The 13,853-nt window shown below is 39.0% G+C and carries 14 protein-coding genes and 1 riboswitch; of the genes, 13 read left to right on the top strand and 1 reads right to left on the bottom strand.

Annotation, left to right across the window (positions count from 1 at the left end; genetic code table 11):
* Positions 1-135 precede the first annotated feature (135 nt).
* Complete coding sequence (locus LJY09_RS19985) at positions 136-1,020, top strand: SGNH/GDSL hydrolase family protein (RefSeq protein WP_014458541.1); 885 nt, start codon at positions 136-138, stop codon at positions 1,018-1,020.
* A gap of 12 nt (positions 1,021-1,032) precedes the next feature.
* Positions 1,033-1,605, top strand: coding sequence for a YpmS family protein (locus LJY09_RS19980; RefSeq protein WP_028415126.1), 573 nt, complete (start codon positions 1,033-1,035; stop codon positions 1,603-1,605).
* Between the two features lie 31 nt (positions 1,606-1,636).
* On the opposite strand, the gene LJY09_RS19975 is transcribed toward LJY09_RS19980, so the two are convergent.
* A complete protein-coding gene (locus LJY09_RS19975; RefSeq protein WP_014458542.1) occupies positions 1,637-2,392 on the bottom strand; it encodes a DUF4397 domain-containing protein in 756 nt (251 codons plus the stop codon).
* A gap of 214 nt (positions 2,393-2,606) precedes the next feature.
* Here LJY09_RS19975 and LJY09_RS19970 point away from each other — a divergent pair, with 214 nt between their 5' ends.
* The 11 genes from LJY09_RS19970 to ablB all read left to right on the top strand — a co-directional run bounded on the left by LJY09_RS19970 (position 2,607) and on the right by ablB (position 13,818).
* A complete protein-coding gene (locus LJY09_RS19970; protein ID WP_165573653.1) occupies positions 2,607-2,768 on the top strand; it encodes a hypothetical protein in 162 nt (53 codons plus the stop codon).
* Complete coding sequence (locus LJY09_RS19965; protein WP_176551729.1) at positions 2,758-3,183, top strand: hypothetical protein; 426 nt, start codon at positions 2,758-2,760, stop codon at positions 3,181-3,183. Before LJY09_RS19970 ends, LJY09_RS19965 begins: the two co-directional genes overlap by 11 nt.
* An 87-nt stretch (positions 3,184-3,270) precedes the next feature.
* The gene (locus LJY09_RS19960; protein ID WP_080518349.1) at positions 3,271-3,444 is read left to right on the top strand and encodes a YjcZ family sporulation protein; all 174 of its coding nucleotides are present in this window, start codon (positions 3,271-3,273) and stop codon (positions 3,442-3,444) included.
* A 153-nt stretch (positions 3,445-3,597) separates the two neighbouring features.
* Complete coding sequence (locus LJY09_RS19955) at positions 3,598-4,998, top strand: ATP-binding protein (protein ID WP_228307411.1); 1,401 nt, start codon at positions 3,598-3,600, stop codon at positions 4,996-4,998.
* Positions 4,999-5,214: 216 nt separating this feature from the next.
* Positions 5,215-6,684: an NAD(P)/FAD-dependent oxidoreductase gene (locus tag LJY09_RS19950; RefSeq protein WP_028415122.1), complete on the top strand. Its 1,470-nt coding sequence runs from the start codon at positions 5,215-5,217 to the stop codon at positions 6,682-6,684.
* A 602-nt stretch (positions 6,685-7,286) separates the two neighbouring features.
* A riboswitch (cyclic di-AMP (ydaO/yuaA leader) is annotated at positions 7,287-7,441 on the top strand.
* A 180-nt stretch (positions 7,442-7,621) separates the two neighbouring features.
* On the top strand, positions 7,622-8,857 hold the full coding sequence (locus LJY09_RS19945; RefSeq protein WP_057242995.1) for a dicarboxylate/amino acid:cation symporter: 1,236 nt from the start codon (positions 7,622-7,624) through the stop codon (positions 8,855-8,857).
* Between the two features lie 108 nt (positions 8,858-8,965).
* Complete coding sequence (locus LJY09_RS19940; RefSeq protein ID WP_098999605.1) at positions 8,966-10,315, top strand: aspartate aminotransferase family protein; 1,350 nt, start codon at positions 8,966-8,968, stop codon at positions 10,313-10,315.
* Entirely contained in the window at positions 10,316-11,017 is a 702-nt protein-coding gene (locus tag LJY09_RS19935) for a CoA transferase subunit A (RefSeq protein WP_028415119.1), read from the top strand.
* Positions 11,002-11,664, top strand: coding sequence for a 3-oxoacid CoA-transferase subunit B (locus LJY09_RS19930; RefSeq protein ID WP_028415118.1), 663 nt, complete (start codon positions 11,002-11,004; stop codon positions 11,662-11,664). Before LJY09_RS19935 ends, LJY09_RS19930 begins: the two co-directional genes overlap by 16 nt.
* A 13-nt stretch (positions 11,665-11,677) precedes the next feature.
* Positions 11,678-12,943, top strand: coding sequence for a peptidase (locus tag LJY09_RS19925; protein WP_028415117.1), 1,266 nt, complete (start codon positions 11,678-11,680; stop codon positions 12,941-12,943).
* Positions 12,944-12,969: 26 nt separating this feature from the next.
* Positions 12,970-13,818, top strand: coding sequence for a putative beta-lysine N-acetyltransferase (ablB, locus tag LJY09_RS19920; RefSeq protein WP_028415116.1), 849 nt, complete (start codon positions 12,970-12,972; stop codon positions 13,816-13,818).
* The last annotated feature ends 35 nt before the right edge of the window (positions 13,819-13,853 follow it).

Genomic DNA, 13,853 nt, shown 5'->3' with positions numbered 1-13,853 from the left:
CATATACTATATATAAGAAACGTAGTAAAATATCAACTTGACATAGTATGATAAGATATAAAGATATAGTTATTCAGAGCGGTAAGCAGTATTGCTTGTGACAGCGAGAATACAGCATAGTTAGTAGGTGTTATGATGAGAAAATGGAAAAGTATAGTGATAAGCAGTATGAGTGCGGTGGTGTTAGCGAGCTGTTCGACGACGACTTTTTTGCCAACGGACAATAAAGAAGAAGCCGTTCAGAAAGAAGTGGATTTAACACCTAAAAAGCATATTCCGAAAGGCTTTTTTCCTGTAGATTTAGATATTGTAGCCATTGGCGACTCATTAACTGAAGGAGTAGGAGATGAGTCTAAAAAAGGCGGTTATGTACCATACTTAACTAAATACCTTTCTAAACAAAATGAAGTGCAAAATGTACGAACAGAGAATCTAGGCAAAAGAGGAAACCGGACGGATCAGCTATTAGCAAGGTTAAATCAGCCGGGAGTAGCAGCTGAAGTATCAAGAGCAGACATCGTTTTCTTGACAATTGGCGGCAATGACGTGATGAAAGTGGTAAGGGATTACTTTTACAATATCTCAATTAAGACGTTTGAATCACAGCAGTCAAAATATGAAAAACGTCTAAATGACGTGTTTTCACGCATACGTAAGCTTAATCCTAATGCCCATATTTATTTAATCGGTTTTTATAATCCATTCTTTAAATCGTTAAGTGATGTGAAAGAAATTAATGTCGTTATTAATGAATGGAATGCGGCAAGCGAGAAAATTGCTTCTCAATATGATAATGTAAGTTATGTAAAAATTGATGATATTTTTTATGATTCTGACGTAAATTTATTAGGGAAAGACGAGTTTCACCCTAATAAAAAAGGGTACAAACTAATGGCTGAGCGCATTAGTAAATCAATGGAGGAAGAAGATCCTCTCGTTGGAGACCAGAAAAAGGAAACAGCAGAAGAAGTTACATCTGATGAAAAAGAGAAAAACACGAAAGAGAGTGGGAACGAGTAAGGAGATTGTTATATGAAGAAGTGGAAAACCCTATTTATCGCGTTATTAGGGATTAATGTTCTAGGGGCTATCCTTATTATTGCGTTTATTTTTCAACCGGTTGACAAGGTCAATCCAACTCCCTCTGAAAAAGTAGAAGGAGACGCAGAACTAACTATTTTGGCTAAAAAAGCGGACTTAAATGTACTGATTGATAAATATTTAAAAAAAGAATTTAAGAATCAGCCGCTTAACTACAAAATTACTCTTACCGATGTAGTAAGAGTAGACGGAACGATTCAAGTATTCGGCGATGATATTAATATTCGAATGACATTTGATCCGATCGTACAAAAAAATGGAGATATTGTGCTTGAACAGCAGTCACTTTCTGTTGGAAAGCTGCAGCTGCCTGTCCGCACAGTGCTTCGATACGTAAATAATAATTTTGCGCTACCAGAATGGGTAACAATCGATCCAAAGAATGAATCAGTATACGTAGCGTTACAGCAGATGAAGTTAGAGAGTGATTTTGCTGTAAAAGTACAAAAGTTTGATTTAAAAAATGATGATATTCGCGTACGTTTAATTTCGCGCAGTGAATAAAAAAACCTTCCAATTTGGAAGGTTTTTTTTGTTAACGGTCTTGGGAAATCAGCGCTTCTAATGCAGGACGGTTTTTAGCAAATCCGACGGCATATACCGTATATGTTCGATTCGGGCGAAGGTTCAGTGCTGGGATTTCGAGTACTACATTTTTGGTTCCTGCTATGCGCACACTAAGTTGAACATGCATGGGGGATAAAGGCAAATATTTTGTGACTTCTTTAAACTGCACGCCAGAAAAAATGACGTCTCCACCTCTAGCCGCAATATCCACAGCAGGAGCATCAGGAGAAAGGTGCACAAACCGAAGCTTCGTTTCTCCACTTGGTACATCCGTATTGTCATAGATAAATAATAAATCAAGCTTGTTTAGCTCATCTACCGCCGCTACCGTGTAATTTTGGTTTCCTTCAAATGTAAATGATTCCGTTAAAACAGGTCTTCCCGTTTCTCCAGCGGGATAAATAGAAATTGTGTATCTTCCAGGTTCTTGTAATTCAATATAATCTGTTTCTTGTTTATAAGTTAAGTTGCGAATCACTCGTTTGTTGTTAATATAAATATCTACAGATGGAGAATCTGGAGAAGCGTGAAGTATACGAATTTGCGGCGGATTTACGCGTAAATTCGTATTTTCAGAAGAAGTTAAGATGGCCTGCTGGATATAGTACAAATGCTTTTGATAATAATGAATATGCTTAGATGGATCACTATACTTATAGTAGTTAGCTAGAAAATCGTATTTCATTGCTTTTTTAATATATTGATCAAAGGAATAATTAGCCATATGTTCAGCTCCCTTATTGTCGGAGTATAAAAACATTTCCATACGTAACCAAACATATGCTAAAACTCATAATTTATGCCGATCACTGATCACTCCCGAGACCTCCAAGAAGAAACAATGAGCCAAACGCCCTCTATGTGCATATACTGAATCAAATTATTGACTGAAGGCTTATTGTACGACCGAATTTAGTATAGAAAAAAGGAGTGAGAGCATGCGTGATTTTTATGCTCGGATGCTACGGTTAATCATGTTAAGTTTTTTACTGCTGCTACTTTTAATTCAATTTACAGAGCGCTCTACTTCATTTAATCACATTACCCCCGCGCTAAATAAAGTAACCGAGCGAATTGAGCTGATTACCTATGATCAATAAATGTATTTTTTCTGCGTTTCGATATGTACTTGTTCTTTATGCAATTTGCTTTACATTTTTATTTGTTAGTACAGTTCCAAGCCTATTTGGTTTCACCGTGACCGTTCAAGAAACGGATTATCACCACCTGCATCGCGGAGATATAGTTGTCTTTAGAGACGAATCATCTTCTTCAAAGAATGAACTTGTACTGGCCCATAATCAAGACCCTGATGTACTGGTTACAGCTCAAAGAAATTCTTTGCCTGCTTCTTTTAAAGTGATTGGAAGCTACGCATACCATCTCCCGTATATAGGGGTCATTATTGAGTTTATGAAAGATTTTACTACGCTACTGGTGATGGGCAGTATTTTACTTTTGTTGTTTTCGTATACGCTGCAGCCCAAAAGGCGAATATGGCGTAAGAGAAAGTAAAAAATGGGCGAATGCACATACAGGACAATCAACTAACGCATATAAAGTACAGTGTACGAAATGAAAAAAACAAGAGGAGAGATTGCTATGTATAACTACGATTGTTACGACCCATGCCATCACGGAGGCTATCACCACCTATATGATACTTGCCACTATCCAATTGGCGGTTATCATCATTGCGGAACGGGCCAGTCATTTGCATTAATTGTTGTACTATTTATTTTATTAATCATCATTGGCTGCACTTGTTTTTGCTGATTAGGTCTCATTTGCTCGCATGTGCGAGCTTTTTATAAAAGATGGAAAAGGACAAACTTACATATAAATTGTTTAAATAATAAAAAAATTTTGCCAAATCAACATTTACCATATTATACTATAGCTAGTAACTCAATAAGCGAAGGTGAATATATGGAAAAGGAAAAAGTATTTCAACAGCTATTTTCAATGTCATTTACACCAATGCTCGTAATGAATATGGATGGCGATATTCAAATTTTAAATGAAGCTTGCTGCCACCTTTTTAAAACGACGGAGGAACGGCTTCTTTCCTGTAATGTATTTGAAGAGCCAAATCGCTTTTTTATTGAAAAGCATGAAGTGGAACCGTTAAGAAAGCAAGAGGAAGAAGTTGTTTTACTTAAGAAAAAAGTAGATCAGCAGTTTCCGATGCATATCCATATTCAGCGCACGGAAGAAGATATTCCGCTCTTAGTTGTTCAGTGGAAAGAGTTTTCCTCAAGTATTGAAAAGCAAGAGGAAGTCATTCGGAAAATGAAGCAATATAAGCAGTTTGTCCAGCAAAGTCAAGATGCATTTATTGTAACGAGAGAAGGCAGAATCCAATATTTGAATCCCGCTGGTGTTAAACTTCTTGGCGGCGAGAAAAAAGAAGAGTATATCGGGCGTCCTTGGCTTCACTTTATTCATCCCCAACATTTAGAAATTGTAAAAGAACGAATGGTTCAGCTGATGAATGGAATGTCCGTGAGGCCACGTGTTGATGTGAAACTATTGACTAAAAAAGGGGTCGTCATTATTGAATCTTCGGCAACCAAAATTAAGTTTGAAGGACAGGATGCCATTCAGTATATTATTCGCGACGTAACGGATCGAAAAAAATATGATGAAATGGCAAGCAAATCTGAAAAGCTTACAATGGTGAGCAAGCTAGCGGCAGGAGTAGCACATGAAATCCGTAATCCAATGACGGCGATTAAAGGGTTTATTCAGCTGCTAAAAGCATCGAAACAGTATAATGAAGAATACAATGATATTATGCTTGAAGAATTGAATCGCGTCGAATCCATTATTCAAGAATTTTTAACGCTGGCCAAGCCTAAAATTGAAAATTCATACCACCCCAAAAGTCTCAATCAAATCATACGTCACGTGACATTACTATTAGATACACACGCCAATTATAAAAATTGTCGTATTATTAATGAGATTAGTGATGAGATTACAATCTTTTGTGAAGAAAATGCGCTTAAACAAGTTTTTATTAATTTAATTCAAAATGCGCTTGAGTCAATGAGCAAAGGTACAGTTAAAGTTACCGTTGAGAAAAGAAATGAATACGGCATGGTCATTATCGAGGATGAAGGATGTGGAATTGATGAGCAATCTTTAGCTCGGCTAGGTGAACCATTTTATTCCACCAAACAAACAGGAACTGGGCTAGGATTAATGATTAGCTACCGAATAATCGAACAGCATCAAGGGCATATTTCATTTGCGAGTAAAGTAGGAGTAGGAACAAAAGTAGAAATTGCTCTTCCGTATATTAAAGAACCAGTGAACATTTCGTAGCGCTTGCTATTCGTTCGCTGGTTTTTATTTGGTTGAAATAAAAACGAATGTTTTTTATTTTTTTTATTTTAATGTTCGTGTATATTGTTGACTAAAGGGTTTGTTTTTGATATATTATCAAATGGCTAGAAAATAACCGAATGATAATAAAAAAGAAAATTCGGTCAATAACTTTTATCTTTTACCCAAAGAAAAAAGATGATGGGAGAATGTACAATGAACTCAAATTATGATGTTATTGTGGTAGGGGCAGGACCCGCTGGAATTTTTACTTGCTATGAGCTAACGTTAAAATTACCGGAAGCAACTATTTTATTAATCGATAAAGGACACGATATCTATCGACGTAATTGTCCGATTCTTCAGAAAAAAATTGAAAAATGTCCGCCTGCAGTTGGCAGAAAAGAGTTTGCTGGCTGTTTGCCTGCTTGTTCTATCACAAATGGTTTCGGTGGAGCCGGCGCATATTCAGATGGAAAGTTTAATATCACCAGTGAATTTGGAGGCTGGATGACGGATTATCTGTCTGAATCACAGGTGGTAGATTTAATTAAATACGTGGATGAAATTAATTTAAAACACGGAGCAACCGATACGATTACGGATCCGTTAACTGATAAAGTTCGTGAAATTGAAAAACGCGGATACGCAGCAGGATTAAAGCTATTGCGTGCCCAAGTGCGTCATTTAGGAACAGAGCAAAATTTAGAAATTTTAAAAAGCATTTATGAATACTTAAAAGAAAAAATTGATATGCAGTATAAAACGGAAGTAGCCGATTTAATAACAGAAAAAGAAGATGGTCAGCATATCGTACGCGGTATTGAATTGAAGAATGGTGACAGAATTACGGCTGATAAAGTCGTGGTTTCACCAGGTCGAGACGGCTCGAAGTGGATGAGCGACTTACTAAAAAAACGCCGTTTGAAAATGATTAACAATCAAGTAGACATCGGTGTTCGAGTAGAAACATCTAACGTTGTTATGGAAGAAATCAACAAGCACTTGTACGAAGGGAAATTTATTTACAATACGTCTGTAGGTACAAGAGTCAGAACGTTCTGCAGCAATCCTTCAGGGCATGTGGTAGTAGAGAATCATTCAGGGATTATGTTAGCAAATGGACACGCATACAAAGATCCGAAGCTTGGAAGTCAAAATACGAACTTTGCGCTGCTTGTTTCTCATAAATTTTCGGATCCATTTGATCAGCCGAACGAATATGCGCACGAAGTATCAAGATTAGCTAATATGCTGTCAAACGGAGGCTTAGTTGTTCAAAAGTATGGAGATATTTTAAAGGGGCGCCGTTCAACAGCGAATCGAATTAAAGAAGGCTTTTTAGAACCAACGTTAAAAGAAGCTGTCCCTGGTGATTTGGGTTTAGTGCTTCCATACAATACAATGAAAAGCTTAATTGAAATGACAGAAGCACTGGATCATGTAACGCCTGGGTTAGCATCTGAACATACGCTGTTTTACGGTGTGGAAGCGAAATTTTACTCCGCCCGTCCGAAGTTAAACGATAAGTTTGAAACTGAAATTTCCGGTTTATACGTGGGAGGAGACGGAGCTGGTATTACGCGAGGACTCGCGCAGGCAAGTGCGTGTGGTGTGTGGGTAGCGCGTGACATTGTTGAAAAATTAAAGAATCGTAAAGCAAGTTCTGAACCTGTTACTGTATAAAAAAAGAGGCCGTCACGGCCTCTTTTTTTTATGGGTTAAATAACGAGAGGGAATAAGTAAAAAGTAAAGAACTTGTACCGCTCCAACTCCGATAGTTTTATATGATAATTACCCGCTCCTTTTTAAAAGATAGTAGGAAATCTATACTTCTATCTTGAGCAGAATTAAGTAGAATAAGGGGAATTGATAATGTCGATTTCTTCGCATCAATAAAGTCAGTGAAATTTTAGGGAGTGTATATCAAGCAGTACAAGGATAAAATCAACAGTTGGAAAGAGTTATTTTTTTTGATAAGTAAAATATTTATGGAAGCAGTAAAGTACATGGATATTAGAATAATTATACATATTTATGAATGATATTAATGAGAAGAAAGTTCACTTTATAAACTATTTTTTGAATTAATTTTTTATTCATTAGATTGTAAGTCTTGTTAAATAGGTGTTTTTGGTTTATTGAAATATGATGTAAATATTTTGAAATATAACAATTCTCAACTTTTTACGATAAAATCATGCATTATTTTTGAATAAAAACTTGACAGGAATACATAAAATGAATTTTAATTAAAGTAACAATTATTATCATGCAAAAATATTAAAGAAAATTATTTGCTTAATCTCTTTTGTTTTATAAGAGAACGGAGGACCCATATTTGTGCGTAATGTACTTGGGGTGAATCTTGAATGAATCAAGTAGGGTAACTCACGTACCCGAATCCGACAGCTAACTCCGTAAGCATTCAGTGAGGGAATAACAGGTCTATGAAACCATGATATTCTCATGGTTTTTTGTATAGCTAAAAATATTCCTAAACTATTAATCTGAAAATTTTTAATATATTGTATATTTTGAGTGTTATCACCCTCAATGCATGGTAAAATAAGTATAGTAGTTAGAATCATTCTAATATAATTTATTTATGGGAGGTAAATCTATGAAGCTATCGACAAAGATCATTATCGCGCTAATTGCTGGTGCTGTTGTAGGAGTGTTGATTAATGCTTTTGCTCCAAGTGCTTTTGCTCCGCTGGACAAGTACTTGTTTACGCCGCTTGGGCAAATTTTCTTAAGCTTAATTAAAATGCTTGTTGTACCAATTGTGTTTTTCTCTATCACGTTAGGCGTAGCAGGTTTAGGAGATCCTAAAAAACTGGGAAGAATCGGGGCAAAAACAGTTTCGTACTTCCTAGTGACAACAACCGTTGCTATTGTAATTGGTTTATTATTAGCGTTTGTTATTAAACCAGGAACATTTGGATCTTTTGATACAAAAAACGCTTCTTTTGAAGCTGAAAAAGCACCGCCGGTTGGAGAGACATTCTTAAATATGATTCCAGTCAATCCAATCCAAGCGATGGCTGAAGGGAATATGCTTCAACTTATCGTTTTCTCTATCTTTATCGGTTTTGGTATTACGATGCTTGGAAGTAAAACCAAAGGGCTTTATAATTTACTCGAGCAAGGCAATGAATTGATGATGTACCTTGTAAATCTAGTGATGAAGTTTGCTCCTTACGGAACATTTGGGCTTCTTGCAACAGCGGTTGGAAGTCAAGGCTGGCAGGCAATTAAAGCGATGGGGCTTTACATGATTGTAGTCGTGCTCGCACTGTTCATCCATTCGATTGTAACATATGGGGGGTCAGTCGCTCTTATGGCCAGACGTAACCCTATTGAATTTTTTAAAGGTTTTGCTCCTGCGATGACAGTTGGATTCAGTACATCAAGCAGTAGTGCAACGCTTCCGATTTCAATGAATGTGGCTCAAAAAAATCTTCGTGTCCCGGAGTCCATCAGCAGTTTTGTTCAGCCGTTAGGTGCTACCATTAACATGGATGGAACAGCAATTATGCAAGGTGTCGCGACTATTTTTATTGCGCAAGTATACGGCGTTGACCTGTCGCTGGGTGCTCTTGTGACGGTTGTATTAACAGCGGTGCTTGCTAGTATTGGTACAGCAGGCGTGCCGGGAGTTGGTCTCATTATGCTAGCGATGGTATTGAGTTCGGTTGGCCTGCCTGTAGCAGGTATCGGATTGATTATCGGGATTGATCGCTTGCTTGATATGCTTCGTACATCTGTAAATATTACGGGAGACGCTGCGTGTGCCGTTATTGTGGCTGAGTCAGAAGCAAAGCGTATCGATAAATCTGTAACGCAATCGGCTTAATAAATGTAAAAGCTCTAGCTATATGCTAGGGCTTTTTTTATTGGCAAGAAACTCTTCTTTTCAGCATACAGTTTAATAAGAGTATGTGTTTGAAAGGAGAGTGCGGAAATGAATAAGACCCATGTGATAAAGCCGCTGCTCGACGACGACTACCCAGTTATTTCATATGGAAAAGGAATTTATTTGTACGACCAAGATGGAAAAAAGTACATAGATGCTTCGTCAGGGGCAGTTACAGCAAGTATCGGACACGGCGTAAAAGAAATTATTGATGCGATGACGGATCAGGCACAGAAAGTTGCGTTTGTATATCGGTCGCAGTTTACAAGCGATCCGACGGAAGCCTTAGCTAAGAAACTATGTGAATTAAGCAGCAATCATTTCCAGTGGAGCTTTTTTGTTAACAGCGGGACAGAAGCGACTGAAACGGCTATGAAAACAGCCATTCAGCATTTTCAAGAGCAAGGAAAGCCAACCAAAACAAAGGTTTTGTCACGCTGGATGAGCTATCACGGTATTACAATAGGAGCGCTGTCTATGTCAGGGCACGTTGGAAGACGAAAACGTTTCTCGTCTTTGCTTGAAGATTATCCTTCGGTTTCACCTCCTTATTGCTATCGATGTCCGTTTCATCAAACCTATCCATCCTGTAATCTTGCTTGTGCACACGAATTGGAAACAGTTATCAAACGAACCGGCCCTGAACATATTGCTGCTTTTATTACAGAGCCCATTGTAGGAGCTGCCGGAGCAGCTCTTACACCTCCACCCGGTTATTATGAAGTGATAAGAGAAATTTGTGATAAATATGATGTGTTATGGATAGCCGATGAAGTCATGACTGGAGTTGGGCGTACAGGCGTGATGTTTGCATATGAGCACTGGGGAGCTAAACCAGACATCATGACGCTTGGAAAAGGAGTGGGAGCAGGATATACACCGATAGCCGTTACGTTAGCTAGCAGCAAAACGATTGAACCTATCATGAACGGATCCAAATTAATTATGAGCGGCCATACGCTAAGCGCTAATCCGCTGTCAGCGGCTGTAGGGCTAGCTGTCTTAGCCTATATTGAAAAGAACGATCTTGTTCAACAAGTAGCGCTGAAAGGAGCCTATTTAGTAAAAAAATTGAAGGAGCTTCAACTTCTTTACCCTATCATTGGTGATATTCGTGGCAAAGGCTTACTAGTTGGTCTTGAGCTTGTACAAAATCCAAAAACGAAGGAGCCTTTTTCATCCTCCGAAAATATGACGGCGCGCGTAATAAGTAAAGCCCATAAAAATGGTCTTCTCCTTTATCCTTCACAAGCAGGAACAGATGGAGTAGAAGGAGACGGTATTATTATTGCGCCGCCATTTACGATTACTCATCGCCAACTTGATGAAGCGGTCGTGTTGCTTTCGAAAACATTGTATGAAGTACAAAATGAAAAACAGGGAAATGAGGTGAAATAAGTGACAAAGGTCGAAAACTCATTTCAAAAGATTACAACTGTGGAACAAGCAATTGAATACGTGGATCATGCTGCTACGCTGATGATAGGAGGGTTTGGAGGCGTAGGCAGTCCGCCTTCTCTCATTGACGGCCTTATTGAAAGCGAAAAATCAAATTTCACACTGATATGTAATGATTCAGGCTTTCCTCATATTGGTGCGGGAAAATTAGTAAGTCAAGGAAGAATTCAAAAACTGATCGCTTCTCACATTGGATCGAATCCCGTGGCTGGAACGCTGATGACAGAAGAAAAGCTGAAAGTTGAGTTTTCTCCTCAAGGAACGCTTGCTGAACGGATTCGAGCGGGGGGAGTTGGACTTGGAGGAGTACTGATTGATGTAGGAATAGAAAATGACATTATTCAATTTGGAAAAGAAAAAGTGGAAGTAGACGGCAAGACATTTTTAGTTGAAAAACCGCTCACAGCCGACGTGGCTTTTGTATATGCAAAAAAAGCAGATCCATTCGGCAACTTGCTCTATGATAAAAGCGCTCGAAACACTAATCCATTAATGGCTATGGCAGGTCGTATAACTATTGCTGAAGTGGAGGAAATCGTTCCTCTTGGCGACATTGACCCAGAGAATGTGATGACGTCAGGCGTATTTGTGGATTATATTGTGCCTTCAAAAGGAGTGAATTGGAAATGGGTTTGGGAATAGATATTCGTCATCGTATTGCAAGACGTGCTGCGGCTGAAATCAAAAACGGCATGATTGTTAACTTAGGGATTGGCATTCCTTCTCTTATTCCTAATTATGTACCAAGCGCTGTTCATGTGATGTTTCATGCTGAAAACGGAATTTTAGGGTTAGGATCTTCGCCTCCTTTAGGTGAAGAAGATGAGAATGTCTGCAATGCAGCAGGCTATCCAACAACTACTGTTCAAGGGGCTTCATACTGTGATAGTGCTACAGCCTTCGCGATGATTCGAAAAGGATACGTCGATATGACCATTCTTGGTGCGTTAGAAGTGAGTGAAAAAGGGGATTTAGCTAATTGGATTGTGCCAGGTAAGCGAGTTCCTGGGATGGGAGGAGCGATGGAATTAGCTCAAAAAGCGAAAAAAGTCATTGTGCTAATGAATCATACGAGCAAGACAGGAGAACCAAAACTGGTCAAGACATGCTCTTTACCTCTTACTGCTTCGGGCTGCGTGGGATTAGTTATTACGGATCGGGCGGTTTTTAAAGTAGAAAAAGATGCGCTTCTTCTAACCGAGTTAATGTCTCCTTATACCGTAGAGGATATTTTGAGTTCAACAGAAGCGACAGTTCGCCTGAGTGATCAATTGATTACGATACGATAAGGAGGACCATTACATGAACATACAGCAATCTATTCATAACTGGATGACAGAGCATCGTCAAAGTGCAGTGCGTTTACTCAAGCGTTTCGTAGAAGAAGCAAGCGTACAGGGTTCTGAAAAGCATGCGCAGGCAATTGTCATTGAACGCCTTCGACAGCTGCAGTTAGATATTGATATATGGGAACCAGACGAAAAAACACTTCGTACCCATGAAGCTTTTGCCTCCAACCGTTCTAGTTTCCGAGATAGCCCGAATGTGGTAGGCGTGTTAAAAGGAAAAGGTGGGGGAAAATCCATCATTTTAAACGGACATATTGATGTTGTGCCTCCCGGCGATCTTTCACAGTGGAAGGAAGACCCTTATACGGCCGTTGTAAAAGATGGAAACTTATATGGGCGCGGTGCAACGGATATGAAAGGAGGAAATGTGTCGTTACTTTTAGCGATTCAAGCATTAAAAGAGCTAGGTATTTCATTAAAAGGAGATGTTATTTTTCAAAGCGTAGTAGAAGAGGAAAGCGGAGGGGCAGGAACACTTTCCTGCGTGCTTAGAGGGTATAAAGCAGATGGTGCCATTATTCCAGAACCAACCAACATGAAGATCTTTCCTAAACAACAAGGCTCGATGTGGTTTCGCGTGACCGTACATGGAGTAGCAGCACATGGAGGGACTCGGTATGAAGGCGTGAGTGCCATTGAAAAAGCAGCTGTTGTGCTTAAACATATTGAGGGTCTTGAAAAAGAGAGAAACAGCCGAATTACAGACCCGCTCTATAATAAAATTCCCATTCCCGTGCCCATTAATATCGGAAATATACAAGGAGGAACGTGGCCTTCTTCAGTTGCTGATCAAGTAGTATTAGAAGGCAGGATAGGAGTTGCTCCGCATGAAAAAATGAAAAATGTCAGAGCGGAAATGAAATCGTGGCTTGAACTTTTGCCTCAGTGTGATGAGTGGTTTGCTGAGCATCCTGTCGACTTGGAATGGTTTGGGGCCCACTGGCTTCCTGGTGAAATTGAATTAGAGCATCCGCTTATGACCTCTCTTTCGTCCTCTTTTTATCATGTGAAACAGAAACAGCCGATCATTGAAGCATCTCCTTGGGGAACGGACGGAGGGATATTGTCACAAGTTGGAGATATTCCAACAGTTGTGTTTGGACCAGGAGTAACAGAAGTAGCCCACTTTCCAAATGAGTATATTTGTATTCAAACGATGCTTGATGCAGCAGAAATTATTGCGCTCACCGTAGCAGACTGGTGCAGTATTGCGGACTAAGCTAAAAAGGGAGAGGATACAAACAAATGGCGAAACAAGAAACTATTTGTCAACCAACCTTTGCTATGACTCTTTTTTTAGATGAATGTAACAAGCGTCTGAGAATGGATGATTACCGGGGAAATGTGAACGATATTTACAGCTATATATATAAAGAAATGGATAAGGCAACGTACGAAAAGTGGATTATAAAAGCACGTGCCGAACATCTGTTGGACTGGATGAGCTTGGGATTTTCTTTAGAAGCAACTGTTCCCTACTATTTTAACGGAAGCGACGCGTATCTTTTATGCTACTATACGTCTCAATCCCGCCGAGACAGCGGGGAGACGTTAAAAGAAACAGAGCTGCTTCAAGATGTTTTGAATTTGCCGACATCTGATTATTCTCCTTTATCGAATCAACTGATCATGCGCCGAGCCATTTCATCTGACGCCAAACAACTTTCTCAGCTCTACCGTCAAATCTTCACAGTGTATCCGACTCCCCTCTATGAAGAAGAGTATCTCTTTAGTTTGCTTCAAGAAGATAATTTGTTTTATATCATCGTTGACAAGAACGATATCGTTAGCGCTGCTTCTGCTGAAATTGACTATGTCTATCACAATGCTGAACTAACGGATTGTGCGACTCTCCCTGCTTACCGAAAGTATGGATTCATGAAGCATTTATTAAGCGCACTAGAGGCGGAGCTAAAACAGAGGCATATTTTTTGTGCATACACAATAGCGAGAGCGCTTTCATTTGGGATGAATGCCGCTTTTCATCAGCTTGGGTATACCTATACGGGACGGTTAACGAATAATTGTTACATTTATAAATCGTTAGAAGATATGAACGTATGGGTGAAGGATCTATCAAAAAGTAAAGGATGAGAAATAATTAACCAATTTATGGGCTGTAACATATA

This window comes from Priestia sp. J2, from assembly GCF_020790095.1.
GTDB classification, from domain to species: domain Bacteria; phylum Bacillota; class Bacilli; order Bacillales; family Bacillaceae_H; genus Priestia; species Priestia zanthoxyli.
This window is presented reverse-complemented; position numbering and strand designations above follow the sequence as displayed.